The organism is Rathayibacter sp. VKM Ac-2759 (genome assembly GCF_009834225.1).
GTDB lineage: Bacteria > Actinomycetota > Actinomycetes > Actinomycetales > Microbacteriaceae > Rathayibacter.
In genome coordinates, this window is sequence record NZ_CP047176.1 from 2,012,547 (window position 1) to 2,032,992 (window position 20,446).

Here is a 20,446-nt window from a genome sequence, read left to right on the forward strand (position 1 = left end):
CCTAGCGGCGGCTCAGGAGGCGGCGGGCTCGTCCCCGGGGCGGCGGATCGCGAGGAACTTCTCGAGCTCGGCGGCGAGGGCGTCCGCGCTCGGCACGAAGCCGTCCTCGTCGGTGAGGGGCGAGCGGAGGCTCGTCCCCTCCATGTAGGTGTCGTGCCGGGCCTCGAGGGCGGCGACCAGCTTCTGCAGCTCCTCGTTGCCCGCGACCTGCTCGTCGACCTTCGCGAGGAACTCCCGCCCGCTCTCGCGCAGGCGATCGGTCGGGAAGATCAGCCCCGTCGACGCCGAGATGCTCTCGAGCGCGGCGACGGCCGCCTGCGGGTACTCGGTGTCCGAGAGGTAGTGCGGGATGAGCAGCGCGAAGCCGACCGCGGGCAGTCCGCGCTCGTAGAGCCGGTACTCGAGCAGGTGCAGCACGTTGGAGGGGACCTGGGTGTGCGGCTTCCACACCGACATCGCCTCGATGAGGTCCTCGCGGTTGCCGCTCACGGTGACTCCGACCGGTCGCGTGTGCGGGACGGGCATCGGGATGGCGTGCACCCAGGTGGTGCTCGCGATCCCGAGCCGGTCGACGAGTGCGAGCACCGCCCGGGTGAACCGCTCCCACTGGAAGTCGGGCTCGAAGCCCGTCAGCAGCAGGAACGGCTGGTGCAGCTCGTCGTGCGCGAGCGAGAGGCGGAGGGTGGCCGGGCGGTAGTCGGTCAGGTGGTCCTGATCGAAGGTGATGATCGGGCGACGGGCGCGGTAGTCGAGCAGCTGGTCCTGGTCGAACTCGACGACCACGCGGTGCTGCAGCGTGTCGAGGAGGTACTCCCCCAGCTGCCCCACGGCGCCTCCGGCGTCGGCGAAACCGGTCAGCCCCGCGACGAGGTGCAGCCCGCGCGGAACCTCCGACAGGTCGCCCTCGATCTCGAACAGGTCTTCCGGATCCAGCATGCGATCCACTGTAGACGGCGGTGCTCCGGGGCCCGGGCGACGGCGCTGAGCCCTCAGCGAACAGCGCCTAGCATTGCGCGCATGCCCCTCTCCTCTCTCGAGTTCTCGACCGCTCCCGTCTCCGACATCGACTCCGACGCCCTCGTCCTCGGGGTCGCACCGGGACCGGACGGCCCGCGGCTGGTCGGCGTGGACGGCCTCGACGAGCTCACCGCCGCTCTCCCTTCTCTCGGAGTGACGGGCGCCGTCGAGACGCTCGTCCGCGTCCCCTCCCCGCTGCGAGCTGGGGTCGTCGTGCTCGTCGGCCTCGGATCCGCGGAGCCCTCGGCGACGGTCCTCCGGGCCGCCGCCGGGCTGGCCGTGCGCTCGCTCGCGGGCACCGCCTCCGCGGCCCTGGCCCTGCCCGTCGCCGCCGAGGGCGCTCTCGCGGCCGTGGCCGAGGGCGCCGCGCTCGGTGCGTACGCCTTCTCGGCCTTCCGCAGCAGCACCGCGGAGTCGGTCAAGCAGCCGGTCCGGGACGTCGTCGTCGTCGCTCCCGAGGGTGCCGACACGGCCGTACTCGAGCGCGCGCTGGCGATCAGCCGCGCCGTCGCCGCCGTGAAGGACCTCGTCAACACCCCGCCGTCGCACCTGTACCCGCAGACCCTCGCCGAGGCCGTGCAGAGCGGAGTCGAGGGTCTCCCCCTCGAGGTCACCGTGTGGGACGAGGAGGCGCTCGAGGAGGAGGGCTTCGGCGGGATCCTCGGAGTGGGAGCCGGATCCTCCCGGCCGCCGCGCCTCGTGAAGGTGGCGTACGACCCCGAGGGCGCCGGCGCGCACCTCGCGCTGGTCGGCAAGGGCATCACCTTCGACAGCGGCGGACTCTCGCTGAAGCCGCCGACCTCGATGATCGGCATGAAGTACGACATGACCGGCGCCGCGACCGTCTACGCGGTCGCCAGGGCCGTCGCCGAGCTGCGGCTGCCGGTGCGGGTGACCGCCTGGCTCTGCCTCGCCGAGAACCTGCCGTCCGGGACGGCGATCCGCCCGAACGACGTCCTGACCATCCGCGGCGGCACGACCGTCGAGGTCCTCAACACCGACGCCGAGGGCCGGCTCGTCCTCGCCGACGGCCTCGTCGCCGCGAGCGAGGAGCAGCCCGACGCGATCATCGACGTCGCGACGCTGACCGGCGCCGCCTCCGTCGCGCTCGGCAACCGCTACACGGGCGTCATGGGCGAGGACGAGCTGATCCGCACCGTGCTGAGCGCGGCCGCGCGGGCCGGCGAGCCGTTCTGGCACATGCCCCTCCCCGCCGAGCTGCGCCCGCTGCTCAACTCCGACATCGCCGACATCGCGAACGTGAAGCCGGGCAACACCGCGGGCGGCATGCTGATCGCCGGCCACTTCCTCCGCGAGTTCGTCGGCACGCGCGGCGAGGGCGACGACGCCACCACCATCCCCTGGGCGCACCTCGACATCGCCGGCGCCGCGAACAACGCGGGCGGGGCGTACGGCTTCACCGCCGGCGGCCCGACCGGCGTCTCGGTGAGGGCGCTCCTCGCCCTGGCCGAGCACTTCGCGAGCGCGTAGTAGGGTCGACGGGGCGGGAGATCCCGCCTCGTCCCCCGTCCTCGGCCCCGTGCGCACTGCGCCGGACCGGTCAGGAAGCGAGGGGGACCGCACGTCGCAAGGGAGTCACTCGGTGTCGGAAGAGCGCTACGACCTCGTCGTGCTCGGTGGTGGCAGCGGCGGGTACGCAGCGGCCCTCCGGGCGACCCAGCTCGGCATGAGCGTCGCGATCGTCGAGCGCGACAAGCTCGGCGGCACGTGCCTGCACCGCGGCTGCGTGCCCACCAAGGCCCTGCTGCACGCCGCGGAGCTCGCGGACGGCGCGAAGGACGCGCAGAAGTACGGAGTCCTGGCCTCGTTCCAGGGCATCGACATCGCGCAGGTCACGCGCTACCGCGAGGGCGTCGTCGCCGGCAAGTACAAGGGCCTGCAGAGTCTCGTCTCGGCCCGCGGCATCACCGTCGTGAGCGGAGACGGCCGCCTCACCGGACCGACGACGGTCACGGTCGGCGAGCACGTGCTGCACGGCACCTCCGTCGTCCTCGCCACCGGCTCCTCCTCGCGCACGCTCCCCGGCATCGAGATCGGCGGCCGCGTGATCACCAGCGACCAGGCCCTCGAGCTCGATCACGTCCCCGAGCGCGTGGTCGTGCTCGGCGGAGGCGTCATCGGTGTCGAGTTCGCGAGCGTGTGGCGCTCCTTCGGCGCCGAGGTCACTATCATCGAGGCGCTGCCCCACCTGGTCCCCAACGAGGACGAGAGCGTCAGCAAGCAGCTCGAGCGGGCCTTCCGCAAGCGCGGGATCTCCTTCACCCTCGGCTCCCGCGTGTCGTCGGTCTCCCAGTCCGACGCGGGCGTGACCGTCTCGCTCGAGTCCGGCGCGTCCGTCGAGGGCGACCTGCTGCTCGTCGCCGTCGGTCGTGGGCCGGTCACGGCCGGGCTGGGCTTCGACGAGGTGGGCGTGAGCCTCGACCGGGGCTACGTCGTCACCGACGAGCGCCTGCAGACCTCGGTCCCCGGCGTCTACGCGGTCGGCGACATCGTCCCCGGCCTCCAGCTGGCGCACCGCAGCTTCCAGCAGGGGATCTTCGTGGCGGAGGAGATCGCGGGCCTCGGCCCGCAGGTGGTCGCCGACGTCAACGTGCCCAAGGTGACGTACAGCGACCCGGAGGTCGCCTCCGTGGGACTCACCGAGGCGCGGGCCGTGGCCGAGTACGGCGCCGACCGGGTCGCCAGCTACGACTACGGTCTCGGTGGCAACGCGAAGAGCACGATCATCGGCACCACCGGATCCGTCAAGGTCGTCCGGCTCGTCGACGGCCCGGTCGTAGGTGTGCACATGGTGGGCGCCCGCGTGGGAGAGCTGATCGGCGAGGCGCAGCTCATCGTCAACTGGGAGGCCCATCCCGAGGACGTCGCCCCCCTCGTGCACGCGCACCCCACGCAGAACGAGGCGCTCGGCGAAGCGCACCTCGCCCTGGCCGGGAAGCCGTTGCACGCCCTCTAGAACCACCGGGAGCGGCGACCCGCTGCTCCCGTTTCCATACACTGAAGATCGAACAACGCGTCTTAAGGAGACAGGCTCATGAGCGAATCCGTCAGCCTCCCGGCACTCGGAGAGAGTGTCACGGAAGGAACGGTCACCCGCTGGCTGAAGAACGTCGGGGACCGCGTCGAGGTCGACGAGCCCCTGCTCGAGGTCTCGACCGACAAGGTCGACACCGAGATCCCGTCGCCCGTCGCCGGTGTCATCGAGGAGATCCTCGTCCAGGAGGACGAGACGGTCGAGGTCGGCGCCGAGCTGGTGCGCATCGGCGACGGCTCGGGAGCCGCTGCGGCGGCCGAGCCCGAGGCGCCCGCGGAGGAGGCCCCCGAGGTCGCCGCCGCCGAGGCCGAGCCGACCGAGGTCGCGACGCCGTCGGTCGACGCCGACAGCGAGGAGGAGGCGCCCGCCCCCGCCGAGCCCGAGCCCGCTCCGGCGGCGGAGAAGCCGGCCCCCGAGGTCTCCGCTCCCGCTCCGTCCACCCCGGCACCCGCCGCGGCCGCCCCGGCCCCCGCTGCTGCGGCTCCCGCTGCTGCGGCTCCCGCCGCGACGCCCGAGCCGACCGACTCGAACCCCGGCTACGTCACGCCGCTGGTGCGCAAGCTCGCGAGCGAGCACGGCATCGACCTGACGACCCTCACCGGAACCGGTGTCGGCGGTCGCATCCGCAAGCAGGACGTGCTCGACGCCGTCGAGGCCGCGAAGTCGGCTCCGGCTCCCGTGTCGGCCCCCGCCGCCGCTGCCGCGAAGGCCGCTCGCACGCCGCTCGAGACCTCGCCTCTGCGCGGGACCACCCAGCAGATGTCGCGCCTGCGCAAGGTGCTCGCGCAGCGCGCCGTCGAGTCGATGCAGTCGACCGCTCAGCTCACCTCGGTGGTCGAGGTCGACGTCACGGCCGTCGCCCGCTTCCGCGACTCGGTCAAGAAGAGCTTCCAGGAGAAGACCGGCGCCAAGCTGTCCTTCCTCCCGTTCTTCGCCCTCGCGGCCGCCGAGGCGCTGAAGGCCTACCCGGTCATCAACTCCACGCTCGACGGCGACTCGATCGTCTACCCCGACCACGAGAACATCAGCATCGCGGTCGACACCGAGCGCGGGCTGCTGACCCCGGTGCTCAAGAACGCGGCGGACCTCTCGCTCGCGCAGATCGCCTCCACCATCGGCGACCTGGCCGAGCGCACCCGCAACAACAAGCTGAAGCCCGACGAGCTCGCCGGGGGCACCTTCACGCTGACCAACACCGGTTCGCGCGGCGCGCTCTTCGACACCCCGGTCGTCTTCCTCCCGCAGACCGCGATCCTCGGCACCGGCATCGTCTCGAAGAAGCCGGCCGTGGTGCAGGTCGACGGACAGGACGCGATCGCGATCCGCTCCACCGTCTACCTCGCGCTGTCGTACGACCACCGCACGGTCGACGGCGCCGACGCGGCCCGCTTCCTGGTGGCCATCAAGGAGCGCCTCGAGGAGGGCTCGTTCGAGAACGACCTCGGCATCTGACGCCGCCTCCGCCGGTGACGCCCGCTAGGGCGGATCACCGGCGAAGACGTCGCGGATGAGCCAGCCGGCCTCCGTCCTGATGATCAGGACGGAGGCCGCTGTCGTTCCCTGCTCCGAATCGAGGGAGACGAGCGCCGAGCCGCCGTTCTCGTCGGCGACCACGGCGCGGACCTCCGCCTCGACGGGGACCAGTGCGTCGAACCGTGCCGCCCCTCCCGAGCGCAGCGGCGAGTCCGGAGTCGTCAGAGCGGCCAGGCAGGACGCGGTCGATCGCGAGCAGGCGGAGGCCCGGGAGAGCAGCTCCGTCGCGGCCGACTCGGGAGTCGCCTCGGCGTCCGGAGGTGTCGGCGCGGGCGTGGGGCGGGCGGTCGCGGCGGTCCGCGGAGGGGCCGAGGGACCGGGCGCGGGGCTCGCGCCCACGGCAGTGGCGACGGCGGCTCCGATCACGATCACCACTGCGGCAGCGAGCGGTCCGCGGCGCTTCCTCGCCGCGTCGGCCACGCGGACCTGCCAGCCGTCCAGCGGGTGCGCCCGACGATGGCGCCCCGGTTCCGACGGCGCGATGCTCCCGCGACGTACCGCGATCGCTCCGCCCCGGGCAGACCGGCGGGCCCGCAGTCGCGCCCACGGCGGCGTCGCCTCGACCGGCGCCTCCGTCGCTACCGCGACGAGCGGCCGGGCGCGCAGGAGGCGCCCCACGGGCAGCGGAGGCGCCGCCCGGTAGAGGAAGCCCTCGAGCGCCTTCAGATCGGACCCCGCCTCCGGAACACCGAGTCGATCGGCGCACCGGCCCCCGCACCTCGCGATCAGCGAGCGCAGCGCCTCGGCGGGCGACTCCTCTGACGCTGCGAGGTCCGCGGTGAGCACGACCGGTGCCCCCTCGGCGGTCAGACCGACCGACTCGGCTCCGACGACGAGCTCGACGCCGAGAGCCGACGCCTCCCGGACCGCCTCGACGACGGGGCCGAGGATCGTGACCACGACACCGGCCGTCAGCGGCTCGTGCGAGGCCAGGACCGTCTCGAGTGTGGTGACCGTCGGCGGCGCGGTCACGAGCACGAGGGCCTCGTGCGCCGCGGCGACCTCGACGAGCGACTCCCGGTGCTCGTGAGGCGGGAGCCGCACGAGCGGGCCCCGCAGCACCGCGGCGGCCCTCTCTCTCGTCGTCACCAGGGCGGAGAGCACCGCGCCGTCGCCTCCGACGACCAGCGCACCCCGGGGCGTGGAGCCGACGACCTCGAAGCCGCCGAGCCGCTCCGTCCCGCGCTGCCGCGCTGCTGCGTCCGATCCCATGCTCCGAGACTGGACCGTCCCGGCGGCCGGCCGGTCCGGCAGCGCCGCTCCGGTGGACGGATCGGAGGAGCGCGGGCCTGGGGAGGACTCCCGATCCGGACGATCGGTCTCCTCGCGCGGGTCCGCTCGGTATCCTTGACCCCATGGCACGCAGCACGGAACCGTCGACGAAGGCGGTCAAGGAACCCGGACGTCTCAAGCAGATGTGGCAGGTGTTCCAGATGACCCGCCGCTACGACAGCAACGCGATCTGGATCATCCTGCTCGCGGCGCTGCTGCCGGTCCTGCTCGGCGTCCTCCTCGGCGTTCTGCTCGGCGACGGCAACGGCTTCGTCATCGCGCTCTGGATCCTCGTCGGCGTCATGGCCGGTCTGGTCGCCGGGCTCGCCGTGCTCTCGCGCCGGGCCGAGCGCGCCGCCTACGGGCAGATCGCCGGCCAGCCCGGTGCGGTCGGCGCGGTGCTCCGCAGCGGGCTGCGCGGCACCTGGACCGGAGGCGAGATGCCGGTGGCCGTCAACGGCAAGACCCAGGACGCCGTCTACCGGGCCGTCGGTCGCGGCGGGGTCGTCCTGATCGCGGAGGGGCCCTCCGGCCGCACGAAGCGCATGCTCGAGGACGAGCGCCGCAAGGTGACCCGCATCCTCCCGAACGTCCCCGTGACCTTCGTGCACGTCGGCCCCGACGCCGACGCCGTGCCGCTGCACCGCGTGCCCCGCACCCTCGCCAAGACCAAGAAGGTGCTGACCAAGGCCGAGGTGCTGGCCGTCAAGAACCGTCTCGCGTCGCTCAACACGTCGCTGCCGATCCCCAAGGGCGTCGACCCGTTCAAGGTGCGCCCGCAGCGCTCCCGCTGACGATCCACGCGAAGAGCCCGCACCTCGGCGGTGCGGGCTCTTCGCCGTCCGGGCTCAGTACCGGACGAGGACCGTGCCCGCGACCTTGTCGTGGAAGCCGCGCTGGTCCGAGTCCCAGACGAGGGCCGGGACGAGGACCGCGAGGAGCACCGATCGCACCAGCGGCCGCCACACACCGACCCAGCCGCCGCCGAGGCGGATGACGCGCATCCCGAGGAGCCGGTGGCCGATGCTGCCCCCGATCGTCGGGATGAAGACGGCCTGCAGGACGACGAAGAGGATCAGGCTCGCCCAGCGGTCGTAGTCGAAGAACGCCAGCGAGAGCAGGGCGGCGACGGCGAGGTCCACCGCGAGGGCGGCGGACCGCCGACCGACCCGGCCGACCGACATGCGGCCCCGTTCGGGAAGACCGAGGCGCTCCCCCGGCCACGAGCTCGGGCCGACATCGGCGAACGTTCTGCGGTCGGATCCTGGCATCCTCCGATCCTATCCGCGGTGCCCGCGCGCCGATCGGGAGCGGGCTGCGAGCCGCACCGACGCCCGTCCGTAACATGCCGGAAACAATGGGGACACAGCAGGGAAACCCCCTGTCACTACCCTGGGACGGCTGCGTCCCGCAGCAACCCGTTATGCCATTGGAGACCTTTGCATGTTTAAAGATTCTTCCGAGGTGCTCAAGTTCATCAAGGACACGGACGTCAAGTTCCTCGACATCCGGTTCACCGATCTTCCCGGTGTCCAGCAGCACTTCAACATCCCCGCATCGACCGTGGACGAGGAGTTCTTCTCCGTCGGCCAGCTGTTCGACGGGTCGTCCATCCGCGGATTCGCGAACATCCACGAGTCGGACATGCAGCTGATCCCCGATGTGACGACGGCCTACGTGGACCCGTTCCGCGTCGAGCGCACGCTCATCCTCGTCTTCGACATCTACAACCCGCGCAACGGCGAGATCTACTCGAAGGACCCGCGCCAGGTCGCCAAGAAGGCCGAGAAGTACCTCGCCTCCACCGGCATCGCGGACACCGCGTTCTTCGCCCCCGAGGCGGAGTTCTACATCTTCGACGACGTCCGCTACGAGGTCACGCAGAACGCTGCGTTCCACGTCGTCGACTCGGTCGAGGGCGCCTGGAACTCGGGCCGCGTCGAAGAGGGCGGCAACCTCGGCAACAAGACGCCCTACAAGGGCGGCTACTTCCCCGTCAGCCCGGTCGACAAGCAGGCCGACCTCCGCGACGACATCTGCCTCAAGCTGATCGACGCCGGCCTCATCCTCGAGCGCTCGCACCACGAGGTGGGCACCGGCGGCCAGGCCGAGATCAACTACCGCTTCGACACCATGGTGTCGGCGGCCGACGACATCCTGAAGTTCAAGTACATCGTCAAGAACACGGCCGAGCAGTGGGGCAAGACCGCCACGTTCATGCCGAAGCCCCTCTTCGGCGACAACGGCTCGGGCATGCACACCCACCAGTCACTGTGGAACGACGGCGTGCCGCTGTTCTACGACGAGAACGGCTACGGCGGACTCTCCGACGTCGCCCGCTGGTACATCGGCGGCCTGCTCAAGCACGCCCCCGCCGTCCTGGCCTTCACCAACCCGACCGTCAACTCGTACCACCGCCTGATCCCGGGCTTCGAGGCGCCGGTCAACCTGGTCTACTCGGCCGGCAACCGCTCCGCGTCGATCCGCATCCCGATCACGGGCACGAACCCGAAGGCCAAGCGCATCGAGTTCCGTGCGCCCGACGCCTCGGGCAACCCGTACCTCGCGTTCGCCGCGCAGCTCATGGCCGGCATCGACGGCATCAAGAACCGCATCGAGCCGCACGAGCCCGTCGACAAGGACCTGTACGAGCTGCCCCCGGAGGAGGCCAAGCTCATCCCGCAGGTTCCCGCGACGCTCGAGGAGGCCCTGGCCGCCCTCGAGGCCGACCACGACTTCCTGCTGCAGGGCGGCGTGTTCACCCAGGAGCTCATCGACACCTGGATCGACTACAAGCGCGAGAAGGAGATCAAGCCGCTGGCCCAGCGTCCGCACCCCTTCGAGTTCGAGCTGTACTACGGGGTCTGATCCTCGAGCACGACCACGAGGGCCGCTCTTCTCCGGAAGGGCGGCCCTCCGTCGTTCCCGCGGTGCCGCTCGACCGGATCGGGCGTCAGCGGTAGGTGGGCGCGTCGCCCTCCACCGGGCCGTAGAAGCGGCGCTCGAAGACGGCGCGCGCGCGGCGCGTGATCCCGAGGTAGTCGTCCTCGAGACGGGTGGCCGAGCCCGCCGGGTACTCCAGCAGGCGGGCGATCCCGTCGAGCTGGCCGCGATCGGTGGGCAGGACGTCGCTGGTGCGGTTCGACCAGAGCGTCATCGCCGAGCGCACCCGGGAGGAGAACCGCCACGCCGCGCGCAGGCGCTCCGCGTCGGAGCCGGTCACCAGCTCCGCCTCCTCCGCGACGGCGAGAGCGGTGAGCGTCGACGTCGTCCGGAGCGCCGGCATCGAGCGGGCGTGCTGGAGCTGCAGCAGCTGGACGAGCCACTCCACATCGCTCAGCGAGCCGCGACCGAGCTTGAGGTGGCGCATCGGGTCCGCGCCCTGGGGCAGGCGCTCCTTCTCGACGCGCGCCTTGATGCGCTTCACCTCGCGCACGTCGCGGTCCGGGATCGCCGCCGGGTAGCGGACGCCGTCGGCGAGGGTCTCGAAGTCGGCGACGAGCGCCGCGTCTCCCGCGACGCCGCGGGCGCGCAGGAGGGCCTGCGCCTCCCACGTCAGCGACCAGCGCGCGTAGTAGGCCCGGTACGAGTCGAGTGAGCGCACGAGCGGCCCGTTCTTCCCCTCGGGGCGCAGATCGGCGTCGAGGTCGAGCGGGAGGCGGGAGTCCTCGGTCAGGCGCACCAGCTCGGCGACCAGGAACTGCGAGTAGAGCTGCGCGTCCCGCGGCTCGCCCGCTCCCGGGCGCTGCACGTACATCACGTCGGCGTCGGAGCCGAAGCCCAGCTCCGCTCCCCCGTAGCGGCCCATCCCGATGACGGCGAACTCCGCGTCGGACCCCGGCCGGTGCGCGCTCGAGCGCCGCACGGCGGTGAGCACCCCGTTCAGGAGCGCCGTGATGATGTCGGTGAGGCTGCGCGCGGTCTCCTCGATCGTGCTCAGCCCGAGCACGCCGCCCATGGCCGTCCGGAGCACCTCCCGGCGGCGCATCGCGCGGAGGACCCCGGCGACCGCCTCCGGAGTGTCGTGCCGCGACAGCACGGCGCGGACCTCCTCACCGAGGGCGGCGGCGCTCCGGGGCCGCAGGGCGTCGTCGTCCTCGAGCCAGGCCGCCGACTCGGGGATGCGGTCCAGCAGCTCGCCGACGAAGCGCGAGCCCGAGAGCACCGTCGTCAGGCGCTTCGCCGCCCCGGAGGAGTCGCGCAGCATCCGCAGGAACCACGGCGTGCCGCCGAGCGTGTCGCTCAACCGCCGGAAGGCGAGGAGCCCGTAGTCGGGGTCCGGGCCGTCGGCGAACCACTGCAGCATCACGGGCACGAGGTGCCGCTGGATGCTCGCGCGCCGCGACACTCCGGAGGTCATCGCCGCGATGTGGGAGAGCGCGCCGCGGGCGTCCGAGAAGCCGATGGCGGCCAGGCGCGCCTCGGCCTGCCCGGCCGACAGCTCCGCTCCCCCGTCGGAGAGAGCGGCGACCGCCGACAGCAGCGGGCGGTAGAAGAGCCGCTCGTGCAGGCCGCGCACGCGGTGCTTGATGCCGTTCCAGACGACGAGGAGGTCCTCGGCGCTCCTCGCGAGACCGCTCGACCGGGCGAGGGTGCGCAGCTCGTGCTCGTCGCGCGGCATCAGGTGCGTGCGTCGCAGCCTCCGCAGCTGGAGGCGGTGCTCGAGCAGCCGCAGCGCGCGGTAGTCCTCCGCGAACTCGTCCGCCGCCGACCGGCCGATGTAGCCGCGGTCGGCGAGGGCGCCCAGGGCGAGCAGCGTGCCCGGCATGTGGATCTCGTCGTCGGTCTGCCCGTGCACCAGCTGCAGGAGCTGCACCGTGAACTCGATGTCGCGCAGCCCGCCCGGGCCGAGCTTGATCTGGTAATGCACGTCGTTCTGCGGGATGTTCTCGGTGACGCGCTCGCGCATCCGCTGGACCGACTCGACGAAGTTCTCGCGGGAGGCGCTCGACCAGACCTTGGGCGCGACGGCCTCGACGTAGGCGCGGCCGAGCTCCGGGTCGCCCGCGAGCGGGCGAGCCTTGAGCAGGGCCTGGAACTCCCAGCTCTTCGCCCACCGGTCGTAGTAGGTGATGTGCGACTCGAGAGTGCGCACGAGCGCCCCCTGCTTGCCCTCGGGCCGGAGGTTCGGGTCGACCTCCCACAGCTCGGGCTCGAGAGCGAGAGCGGAGGTGCCGCGCATCAGGAGCACCGCCATCCGGGTCGCGATGTCGATCGCCCGGGCGTTCGACAGCTCGCGCTCCGGGTCGCCCTCGGCGACGAAGATGACATCGACGTCGGACACGTAGTTGAGCTCCGACGCGCCGGCCTTCCCCATGCCGATGACGGCGAAGCGCGTCGCCTCGACCTCGGCGCGGGTGAACCTTCCGGGGCCGGAGCCCTCGACGAGGTCGGTGCGCGCCACGGCCAGGGACGCCTCGAGGGCGGCTCCCGCGAGATCGGCGAGGGTGCGAGTGACCCGGTCGATCGCCGCGACCGGGTCGGCCTGGCTCAGGTCGTGCACGACGATGCGGGTCAGGAGGCGGCGGTACCGGATGCGCAGGGCGGTCCAGCCCTCCTCCTCCCGCAGCGCCGCGAACCCGTCCACGGCACCGACGGAGTCGAGGAGGTCGCGCCGCAGCTCGGCGCGGCCGGGGAGCGTGAGGACGGGGTCGCGGAACCCCGCCAGCTCTGGGGGACGCCGCTGCAGGAAGTCGGCGAGACCGGAGGACGCTCCGAGCACCAGCAGGAGCCGGGTGAGCGCCTGGTCGTCGTCGAGGAGGAGGTCGAGGTGCTCCCGATGGCTCCGGAGCAGGTCGATCAGGGCGCGGAGCGCCGCATCCGGATCGGCGGCGCGGGCGAACGCGGCATCGAGCGACGCGAGCGAGCGGCCCGCGAGCTCCTCCGCCTCGGCGAGGCGCGCCCCGGTCTCGCCGAGTTCGGCGAATCCGAGGCGCGCGAGGTCGCTGAGAGTGCGTTCGCGAGGCATGGTGCGGAGAGGGTCAGAGCATCTCGAGGTTGCTGCGCAGCTCGTACGGAGTGACCTGAGCGCGGTACTCGGCCCAGTCCTTCCGCTTGTTGAGCAGCACGAAGTTGAACACCTGCTCGCCGAGCGTCTCGGCGACCAGCTCCGAGTCCTCCATCAGCGAGATGGCGCGGTCCAGGCTCGCCGGCAGCGGGCTGTAGCCGAGCGCGCGGCGCTCGGCGTCGGACAGCGACCAGACGTTGTCCTCGGCCTCGGCGGGGAGCTCGTAGCCCTCCTCGATGCCCTTGAGCCCGGCCGCCAGCAGCAGCGAGTACGCCAGGTAGGGGTTCGCTGCGGAGTCGAGCGCGCGGTACTCGATGCGCGACGACTGGCCCTTGTTGGGCTTGTAGAGCGGGACGCGCACGAGGGCCGAGCGGTTGTTGTGACCCCACGAGACGTAGCTCGGGGCCTCGTCGCCGCCCCAGAGGCGCTTGTAGGAGTTGACGAACTGGTTCGTCACCGCGGTGATCTCGGGGGCGTGCTTGAGAAGCCCCGCGATGAACTGGCGGCCGAGCTTGGACAGCTGGTACTGCGCGCCCTGCTCGTAGAACACGTTGACGTCGCCCTCGAAGAGCGAGAGGTGCGTGTGCATGCCCGAGCCCGGGTGGCCCGAGAGCGGCTTCGGCATGAAGGTCGCGTAGACCCCCTGCTCGATCGCCACCTCCTTGATGACCGTGCGGAACGTCATGATGTTGTCGGCGGTCGTCAGCGCGTCCGCGTAGCGCAGGTCGATCTCGTTCTGACCGGGGCCCGCCTCGTGGTGGCTGAACTCGACCGAGATGCCGAGGTCCTCGAGCATCCGGACGGAACGGCGGCGGAAGTCGTGCGCCGTGCCTCCGGGGACGTTGTCGAAGTACCCGGCGGAGTCGACGGGCTCGGGGCCCTCGGCGCCGAAGGTCGACGACTTGAGCAGGTAGAACTCGATCTCGGGGTGCGTGTAGAAGGTGAACCCGCGCTCCGCGGCCTTCGCGAGCGTGCGCTTGAGCACGTTGCGCGGGTCGGCGACGGCCGGCTGCCCGTCGGGAGTCGTGATGTCGCAGAACATGCGCGCGGTCGGGTCGATCTCGCCGCGCCACGGGAGGATCTGGAAGGTCGACGGGTCCGGGTGCGCCAGGACGTCGGCCTCGAACGAGCGGGTGAGACCCTCGATCGCGGAGCCGTCGAAGCCGAGGCCCTCGGCGAACGCGCCCTCGACCTCGGCCGGCGCGATGGCGACCGACTTGAGAGTGCCGACGACGTCGGTGAACCAGAGGCGAACGAATTTGATCCCTCGCTCTTCGATCGTGCGAAGAACGAAGTCCCGTTGCTTGTCCATCAAGGCCCTTCCTGTTTCGCCCCTAAGGCTAGTGGCTCCGCGCGGGTGCGGCGGAGGGCTCCCCCGCCCGATGCGCGACCCGCGCCTAGACTGGCGGCTATGTCAGCGCAGCCCGTGAAACGCGTTCGAACCCGCCACTTCCAGAACGCGAAGGAATCGGGAGTGCGCATCACCGGACTCACGAGCTACGACCAGCTCACCGCGCGGATCTTCGACGAGGCGGGCATCGACTTCCTCCTCGTCGGCGACTCCGCCGGCAACAACGTGCTCGGCTACGACACGACGCTGCCGGTCACCGTCGACGAGCTCATCCCGTTCGCCCGCGCGGTCGCCGGCGCGGTGGAGCGCGCGTTCGTCGTCGCCGACATGCCGTTCGGCTCGTACGAGTCCGGTCCCGACGACGCGCTGCACACCGCCTTCCGCTTCATGAAGGAGACGCAGGCGCACGCCGTCAAGCTCGAGGGCGGTGTCCGCTCGGCCGAGCAGATCCGGCGGATCGTCGACGCCGGCATCCCGGTGATGGCGCACATCGGCTTCACGCCCCAGAGCGAGCACGGACTCGGCGGTCACATCGTGCAGGGGCGCGGCGACGGCCTCGAGCAGCTCCTCGCCGATGCTCGCGCCGTGCAGGAGGCCGGCGCGTTCGCCGTCGTCCTCGAGATGGTGCCGAGCGAGGCCGCCCGCCAGGTGACCGAGGAGCTGCGCATCCCGACGATCGGCGTCGGTGCAGGACCCCACGTCGACGGCCAGCTGCTCGTCTGGACGGACTTCGCCGGCTTCACGACCGGCCGCGTCCCGCGCTTCGTCAAGCAGTACGCCGATCTCCGCGGCGTCCTGACCGGAGCGGTCACGGCGTACCGCGACGACGTCGAGTCGGGCGCCTACCCGGCACCCGAGCACAGCTACGAGTAGGAGTCAGCGGTCCTCGGCCGCGTCCTCCTCGGCCCACCTGCGGCTGTTCTCGTGCAGCTTCTCGAGCGCGTGCTCCGCCTCCTGCCGGGACGGGAAGGGCCCGACGCGATCGACGGAGGGGGACACGAATCCCTGCTCCACCGCGCCGGACTTGAGGTTGTACCACCAGGAGTTCGCGTCACCGTCAGACATGCGGCCGATCATACGCCGCGGTCGGAGCGGCGGTCCCTCCCCCGATCCCGCGCGTCCCGCTTCGCTAGCATGACCGGTATGACTGCTGCGACGACCGCCATCGGAATCGACATCGGGGGGACCGGCATCAAGGGGGCGCTCGTCGACCTCTCGGAGGGGACGCTCCTCAGCGACCGGATGAAGGTCGCGACACCCGAGGGCGGCCGCCCGAAGGACATCGTCGACACGGTGCAGCAGATCCTCGCGATGATCCCGGACGCCGCACCCGACACCCCCGTCGGGATCTGCTTCCCGGCCGCCGTCGTCCACGGCCGGACGATGTCGGCGGCGAACGTCTCGGACGAGTGGATCGGCCTCGAGGCCGAGAAGCTGTTCGAGGACGCGATCGGCCGCGACATCTTCTTCGTCAACGACGCCGACGCCGCAGGCTACGCGGAGTCGCGGTTCGGTGCCGCGAAGGACAAGAAGGGCCTCGTCCTGATGACCACGCTCGGCACCGGCATCGGCACCGCGCAGATCTACGACGGCGTCCTCATCCCGAACGCCGAGCTCGGGCACCTCGAGATCCACGGCGGCGACTACGAGAAGAAGGCGTCGTTCGCCGCGAAGGAGCGCGACGACCTCGACTACAAGCACTGGGCGAAGCGCCTCCAGCGCTACTACTCGCACCTCGAGGCCCTGCTCTGGCCCGACCTCATCATCGTCGGCGGAGGCGTCTCGAAGCACCACGACGAGTTCCTCCCCCTCCTCGACCTGCGCACCCCCATCGTCCCCGCGACCCTCCGCAACAACGCCGGCATCCTCGGCGCCGCGGCCCTCGCCGGAGGCGGCGTGCGGCGCTGAGCTCGTTCCGCGGCGGTCCCCGCCCGCCGCGGCGCGGTCGGCCGGTCACGCGGTGCGTTCCAGAGTGCGTGTCGCGTCCGGCTACGACGAAACGCTGCAACGCGTTTCGCTTGTTCGCCTCGTAGAGGGCGGAGGGTGTGAAGGCGGACCTGGCCGAGGCGAGGCACCCAGGCACCGATCCTGCTGGCGCCTTTGCTGGTCGAGTAGCCCCGGAGGGGCGTATCGAGACCCACCACCGCCAGCAGGCAGGGTCCGCAGTCCTCCTGTGCTGACGCCGGTGGATCTCGATACGCCCGCTGCGCGGGCTACTCGATCAGCAGGACCGCCGCGACGGGTCTCGAGGGCGCGCGTTCTGACGTCAGTCGATCTGCCTACGCCTCCTGCGCGGGTCAGCAGGGCCGCCGCGAGGAGTCTCCTGAGTGCGCGTTCTGGAGTAGTGGATCTGGGTACGCCCTCTGCGAGGACAACTCGATCAGCAGGCGGGCAGAACCCCCTCCGTTGCGTGCCCCGCAAGGAGCCGACGGCGCAGCCGAGCCCTCCCGCACACGCACCTCACCACCCACCTCGAGCCGCACAGGCAGTTGTGCGGCAAGAGGGCCGAGGCGAATCGGGAAAACGCGTGTCAGCGTTTTCCCGGAGCCGGACGCTGGACGCTCTGCGGAACGCGACCACCTGAACGAGCCGACTGCGCCGCGGCGGGCGGGGACCGCCGCGGTAGAGGGCACTCAGCCGGCCCCTGAGCCCGCAGAAGCCCGCTGCGCTAGGGCGCAACGGGCTTCTGCGGGCGAAGGGGTCGGCTGATACGCCGGGTTCTGTTCACGCCGCGCCTCTCGGCGGGCGCTGGACGGCCATCTCTCTCGGAGTCACGTTGCCGTGACCCTCCAGCGGTCTACCCGAGGACGCGACGAGCAGCCGCATCGTCCTCTGTCTGACCTTGCTCCGGGCGAGGTTTACCGAGCGGACCGGATCACTCCGGCCCCTGGTGGTCTCTTACACCACCGTTTCACCCTTACCGCGGGCCGGAGCCCGTGGCGGTCTGCTTTCTGTGGCACTGTCTCGCGGGTCGCCCCGGGTGGGTGTTACCCACCGCCCTGCTCTGCGGAGCCCGGACGTTCCTCGGCGCCGGGGCTCTCGCTCCGGCGACGCGACCGTCTTGCCGGCCCGTTCGCGACCCCAGTGTACGGCTCCGGTCAGGCGAGGGTCGACTCGTCGCCGCGGACGAGGATGCACTGGCTGTCGGGGCAGAGCACGACGTCGTCGGGAGCGGAGGCGCGGATCCAGGACAGGTCGGACTCGGTGAGGGCGACACCGCTGCCCTCGGAGACCTTCCCGCGGAGGAGGGCCGCGCCGATGCCGTAGCGGGCGCGCTGCTTCTCGTAGAGCTCGACGAGGTCCTCGGGGATCGTGGCGACGACCGAGGCCCGGTCGCGGGCGAGCGCCTCCTGCTTGTCGGCGAGCTTCGCGGCCTGCGCGTCGCGCTCCTCGGCGAGGGTCTGCAGGGCGGCGACGACCTCGTCGCGCTCGGCCTGGGCGGCGGCGACCTCGGCCTCGATGCCCTCGATGCGCTCCATCAGGGTGAGCTCGATGTCCTCGAGGTCGCCGCGGCGCTTGACCAGCGAGGTGATCTCGCCCTCGAGCGCCGAGATGTCCTTGGTGGAGGAGGCGGTCTGCAGCCGCTCGCGGTCGCGCGCGAGGCGCTTCTCGACCACGGTGACATCGGACTCGATGCGGCCGAGCTCCGTGCGGACGTCCTCGACGCGCCCCACCCGCTCGGCGAGGGTGCGCCGGGTCTGGGCGTCGCGGGCCTGCATCGCCTGGATCTTCGCGATCTGCGGCAGGGTCGCGATCGCGTGGCGCAGCTGGGCGCCTCGCGTGTCGAGACTCTGCAGGGTCAGGAGCTCGCGCTGGTCTGCGGGGCTGGCTTTCACGTCGCGGTCCTCGTTCCCGGCACAGAGGGGGCGTGCCGCACCCATTCTCCCGTGCCGGCCGGCCCTCAGTGGACGATCGCGAAATCCCAGGGGTCGGTGCGGGTCTCGCTGACGGTGACGGAGACGGTGGGGAGGGCCTTCCGCAGCGCCGCGGCAGCGACGTCGAGCCACAGCCACTCGCTCGCCCAGTGCGAGACGTCGATGAGGGCGGGTCCGGTGCCGTGGAGCGCCTTCTCGCGCGCCTCCGACGCCGGGTGGTGCCGCAGATCGGCGGTGACGTACACGTCGCTGGTCCTGACGGCGGGCTCGTCGAGCAGGGAGTCGCCGGCGCCTCCGCAGAGCGCGACACGGCGGACGGGAGCGTCGTAGCCTCCGGCGACCCGCACTCCCCCGGCGGTGGCGGGGAGCAGCTCGGCGACGGCCCGGGCGAGTCGCCCGAGCGTCACCTCCTCGGGGAGGTCGCCGACGCGGCCGAGACCGACGGACGGGTCGGCTCCGGGGACGATGGGTGTCGTCCCGGTGAGCCCGAGCCGCGTCGCGATGACGTCGGAGACGCCGTCGGCGACGATGTCGGCGTTCGTGTGCGCGGAGACGAGGGCGCAGCCGCCCCGGATCAGATCGGCGAGCAGACGGCCCTTGTAGCCGTCCTCGGCGATCGAGGTGACCCCGCGCAGCAGGAGCGGGTGGTGGGCCAGGAGGAGCTGGTGACCCCCGGCGACGGCCTCGGCGACGGTGTCGGAGACGACGTCGACGGCCAGCAGGATCCGCTCGACGGGGGCGTCGGGGTCACCGGTCACGAGGCCCGGTGCGTCCCAGCCCTCCGCGGCCTCCTCGGGCCAGAGTCGGTCGATGACGGCGTGGACGTCGCGCAGGCTGGGCATGACTCCAGGGTAGGGGCGGCGGTCAGTGCGCGTGATCCGACTCGACGGCGCGGATCTCGGCGTCGGAGGCGGAGGCGTCCTCGTCGAGATCGGCGGCGAGGAAGTCCTCGGACTCCGGCAGGCGGACGGCGATGCCTCCGTACTGCTCGACGGCCAGCTCGCCGTGGAGCCCGGAGGCGGCCAGAACGTGGCCGCCGACGGCGCCCGTCGTGTCGACGAAGTGGGTGTGCAGTCCGGCGACGCTGATCCCCTGGAACGGCTTCGGTCCGATGAATCCGACCAGGGTGCCCTCGACTCCGTGCAGGTGCATCTCGCGCTGGTCGTGCATCGCGTCGGCGAGCCGGAGGTAGGGCTTGATCTGCGCGATGGGCTGGCGGAGGGTCAGCCGGTCGAAGCGGCCTCGGAGACGGACGCCGACGAAGACGTTGGGGCTCGGCACCGCGCGCCTGACCGCTCCGAGCAGCGCGTCGAGCGAGTCGACACCCTCGACCAGCTCGGAGGACCCCGGAGTGAATCGAGCGATCTCGGCGAACGCGATGGTGTCCTCCGGCTCGAGGATCCTGACCGACCCGTCGCCGCGGAAGAGACGGTGGACCCCGTCGAGGACGACGAGCTCACCGTCCATGTGGTCGCCGCAGCCGAGACCGAAGTCGCCCGCGAGATCGACCTCGGCTCGCGAGACGACTCCGTCGAAGAGGCCGGCGAGCAGCGCGTCGACGATCGAGAACTGGGTGATGAGGCCGCGCGGCGCGGTCGGGGTCGGCATGCAGCCAGTCTGGCGGAGGGACCGGGCGGCGGGTGACCCCTCTTCGGCACCCGGCCGCCGCCGCACGGGGCCGTTAACGACGGAAGCCGCCCGGAGGCGGCTTCTGTCTTCGGTGGATCCGAGGGGATTCGAACCCCTGACCCCCTGCATGCCATGCAGGTGCGCTACCAGCTGCGCCACGGACCCTTGGTGCGCTTCTCGGACTCGAGGTGCGGGCCCTGCGGCCTGCTCCTCCGCCCGGCGGAAGCAACTCGAATAAACTACAACACGAAGCGCGTGAGGAGAAATCGAGCGCGGCCGCCGGGCGTGTTCGTCAGTTCGCGGAGGCGGCGGAGTCGACGGCGACGGGGTGGTCGACCCCGGGGCGGTCGACACTGAAGGGGACGGTCGGGCAGTCCTTCCAGAGGCGCTCGAGCGAGTAGTACATGCGGTCCTCCTCGTGGAAGACGTGGACGACGAGGTCGCCGAAGTCGAGGAGGATCCAGCGACCCTCGGCGCGGCCCTCGCGACGCAGGAGCTTGGCTCCGGAGTCGTTCAGCCGGTCCTCGACCTCGTTGGCGATCGCGACGACGTTGCGCTCGGAGCGCCCCGTGACGAGGAAGAAGATGTCGACGAGCGGGAGCGGACCCGACACGTCGAGCGCGACCAGATCCTCTCCGCCCTTGGAGTCGGCGGCGGCGGCCGCGAGCTGGAGCAGTGCGCGGGCGGAGTCGGTCGCAGTCATGAAG

General features: G+C 71.7%; 17 protein-coding genes, 1 tRNA gene and 1 other RNA gene. 7 read left to right on the plus strand and 12 right to left on the minus strand.

Annotation, left to right across the window (positions count from 1 at the left end; translation table 11 throughout):
- Positions 1-12: 12 nt before the first annotated feature.
- Positions 13-936: a PAC2 family protein gene (locus GSU68_RS09225; protein WP_159907506.1), complete on the minus strand. Its 924-nt coding sequence runs from the start codon at positions 934-936 to the stop codon at positions 13-15.
- 81 nt (positions 937-1,017) lie between these two features.
- On the opposite strand from GSU68_RS09225, the gene GSU68_RS09230 reads away from it, so the two are divergent.
- The 3 genes from GSU68_RS09230 (at position 1,018) to sucB (ending at position 5,524) form a co-directional block, all read left to right on the plus strand.
- A complete protein-coding gene (locus GSU68_RS09230) occupies positions 1,018-2,508 on the plus strand; it encodes a leucyl aminopeptidase (RefSeq protein WP_159907508.1) in 1,491 nt (496 codons plus the stop codon).
- 112 nt (positions 2,509-2,620) lie between these two features.
- A complete protein-coding gene (lpdA, locus tag GSU68_RS09235; protein WP_159907509.1) occupies positions 2,621-3,994 on the plus strand; it encodes a dihydrolipoyl dehydrogenase in 1,374 nt (457 codons plus the stop codon).
- A gap of 78 nt (positions 3,995-4,072) precedes the next feature.
- Positions 4,073-5,524: a 2-oxoglutarate dehydrogenase, E2 component, dihydrolipoamide succinyltransferase gene (gene sucB, locus GSU68_RS09240; protein ID WP_159907512.1), complete on the plus strand. Its 1,452-nt coding sequence runs from the start codon at positions 4,073-4,075 to the stop codon at positions 5,522-5,524.
- 24 nt (positions 5,525-5,548) lie between these two features.
- On the opposite strand, the gene GSU68_RS09245 is transcribed toward sucB, so the two are convergent.
- A complete protein-coding gene (locus GSU68_RS09245; RefSeq protein ID WP_159907527.1) occupies positions 5,549-6,817 on the minus strand; it encodes a hypothetical protein in 1,269 nt (422 codons plus the stop codon).
- 143 nt (positions 6,818-6,960) lie between these two features.
- On the opposite strand from GSU68_RS09245, the gene GSU68_RS09250 reads away from it, so the two are divergent.
- Positions 6,961-7,671 carry a DUF4191 domain-containing protein gene (locus tag GSU68_RS09250; protein ID WP_159907529.1) on the plus strand — a complete coding sequence of 237 codons (711 nt, stop codon included), beginning with the start codon at positions 6,961-6,963 and terminating at the stop codon, positions 7,669-7,671.
- Between the two features lie 54 nt (positions 7,672-7,725).
- On the opposite strand, the gene GSU68_RS09255 is transcribed toward GSU68_RS09250, so the two are convergent.
- Positions 7,726-8,148, minus strand: a complete 423-nt coding sequence (locus tag GSU68_RS09255; RefSeq protein ID WP_159907531.1) for an RDD family protein — start codon at positions 8,146-8,148, stop codon at positions 7,726-7,728.
- 172 nt (positions 8,149-8,320) lie between these two features.
- On the opposite strand from GSU68_RS09255, the gene glnA reads away from it, so the two are divergent.
- Entirely contained in the window at positions 8,321-9,745 is a 1,425-nt protein-coding gene (gene glnA, locus GSU68_RS09260; protein ID WP_159907533.1) for a type I glutamate--ammonia ligase, read from the plus strand.
- Positions 9,746-9,830: 85 nt separating this feature from the next.
- On the opposite strand, the gene GSU68_RS09265 is transcribed toward glnA, so the two are convergent.
- Together GSU68_RS09265 and GSU68_RS09270 are read right to left on the minus strand one after the other, a co-directional pair.
- Positions 9,831-12,845, minus strand: a complete 3,015-nt coding sequence (locus GSU68_RS09265; RefSeq protein WP_159907535.1) for a bifunctional [glutamine synthetase] adenylyltransferase/[glutamine synthetase]-adenylyl-L-tyrosine phosphorylase — start codon at positions 12,843-12,845, stop codon at positions 9,831-9,833.
- A 13-nt stretch (positions 12,846-12,858) separates the two neighbouring features.
- Positions 12,859-14,196, minus strand: a complete 1,338-nt coding sequence (locus GSU68_RS09270; protein WP_159907538.1) for a glutamine synthetase family protein — start codon at positions 14,194-14,196, stop codon at positions 12,859-12,861.
- A gap of 99 nt (positions 14,197-14,295) precedes the next feature.
- On the opposite strand from GSU68_RS09270, the gene panB reads away from it, so the two are divergent.
- The gene (panB, locus tag GSU68_RS09275) at positions 14,296-15,108 is read left to right on the plus strand and encodes a 3-methyl-2-oxobutanoate hydroxymethyltransferase (RefSeq protein WP_159907541.1); all 813 of its coding nucleotides are present in this window, start codon (positions 14,296-14,298) and stop codon (positions 15,106-15,108) included.
- A 3-nt stretch (positions 15,109-15,111) separates the two neighbouring features.
- Here panB and GSU68_RS09280 read toward each other — a convergent pair whose 3' ends face one another.
- Positions 15,112-15,300 (minus strand): SPOR domain-containing protein, encoded by a 189-nt coding sequence (locus GSU68_RS09280; protein ID WP_159907543.1) that lies wholly within the window; start codon positions 15,298-15,300, stop codon positions 15,112-15,114.
- Positions 15,301-15,378: 78 nt separating this feature from the next.
- Here GSU68_RS09280 and ppgK point away from each other — a divergent pair, with 78 nt between their 5' ends.
- On the plus strand, positions 15,379-16,143 hold the full coding sequence (gene ppgK, locus GSU68_RS09285) for a polyphosphate--glucose phosphotransferase (protein WP_159907545.1): 765 nt from the start codon (positions 15,379-15,381) through the stop codon (positions 16,141-16,143).
- A 785-nt stretch (positions 16,144-16,928) separates the two neighbouring features.
- On the opposite strand, the gene rnpB is transcribed toward ppgK, so the two are convergent.
- The 6 genes from rnpB to rsfS form a co-directional block, all read right to left on the minus strand.
- Positions 16,929-17,307: RNase P RNA component class A (gene rnpB, locus GSU68_RS09290), an RNA gene on the minus strand.
- 26 nt (positions 17,308-17,333) lie between these two features.
- Entirely contained in the window at positions 17,334-18,071 is a 738-nt protein-coding gene (locus GSU68_RS09295; protein ID WP_159907548.1) for a hypothetical protein, read from the minus strand.
- A gap of 65 nt (positions 18,072-18,136) precedes the next feature.
- Complete coding sequence (locus GSU68_RS09300) at positions 18,137-18,952, minus strand: Nif3-like dinuclear metal center hexameric protein (RefSeq protein ID WP_159907568.1); 816 nt, start codon at positions 18,950-18,952, stop codon at positions 18,137-18,139.
- Between the two features lie 22 nt (positions 18,953-18,974).
- Positions 18,975-19,718 carry an acetolactate decarboxylase gene (locus GSU68_RS09305; RefSeq protein ID WP_159907571.1) on the minus strand — a complete coding sequence of 248 codons (744 nt, stop codon included), beginning with the start codon at positions 19,716-19,718 and terminating at the stop codon, positions 18,975-18,977.
- Between the two features lie 113 nt (positions 19,719-19,831).
- A tRNA-Ala gene (locus tag GSU68_RS09310) sits at positions 19,832-19,904 on the minus strand.
- Between the two features lie 127 nt (positions 19,905-20,031).
- Positions 20,032-20,442, minus strand: coding sequence for a ribosome silencing factor (gene rsfS, locus GSU68_RS09315; protein ID WP_159907574.1), 411 nt, complete (start codon positions 20,440-20,442; stop codon positions 20,032-20,034).
- Positions 20,443-20,446 lie beyond the last annotated feature (4 nt).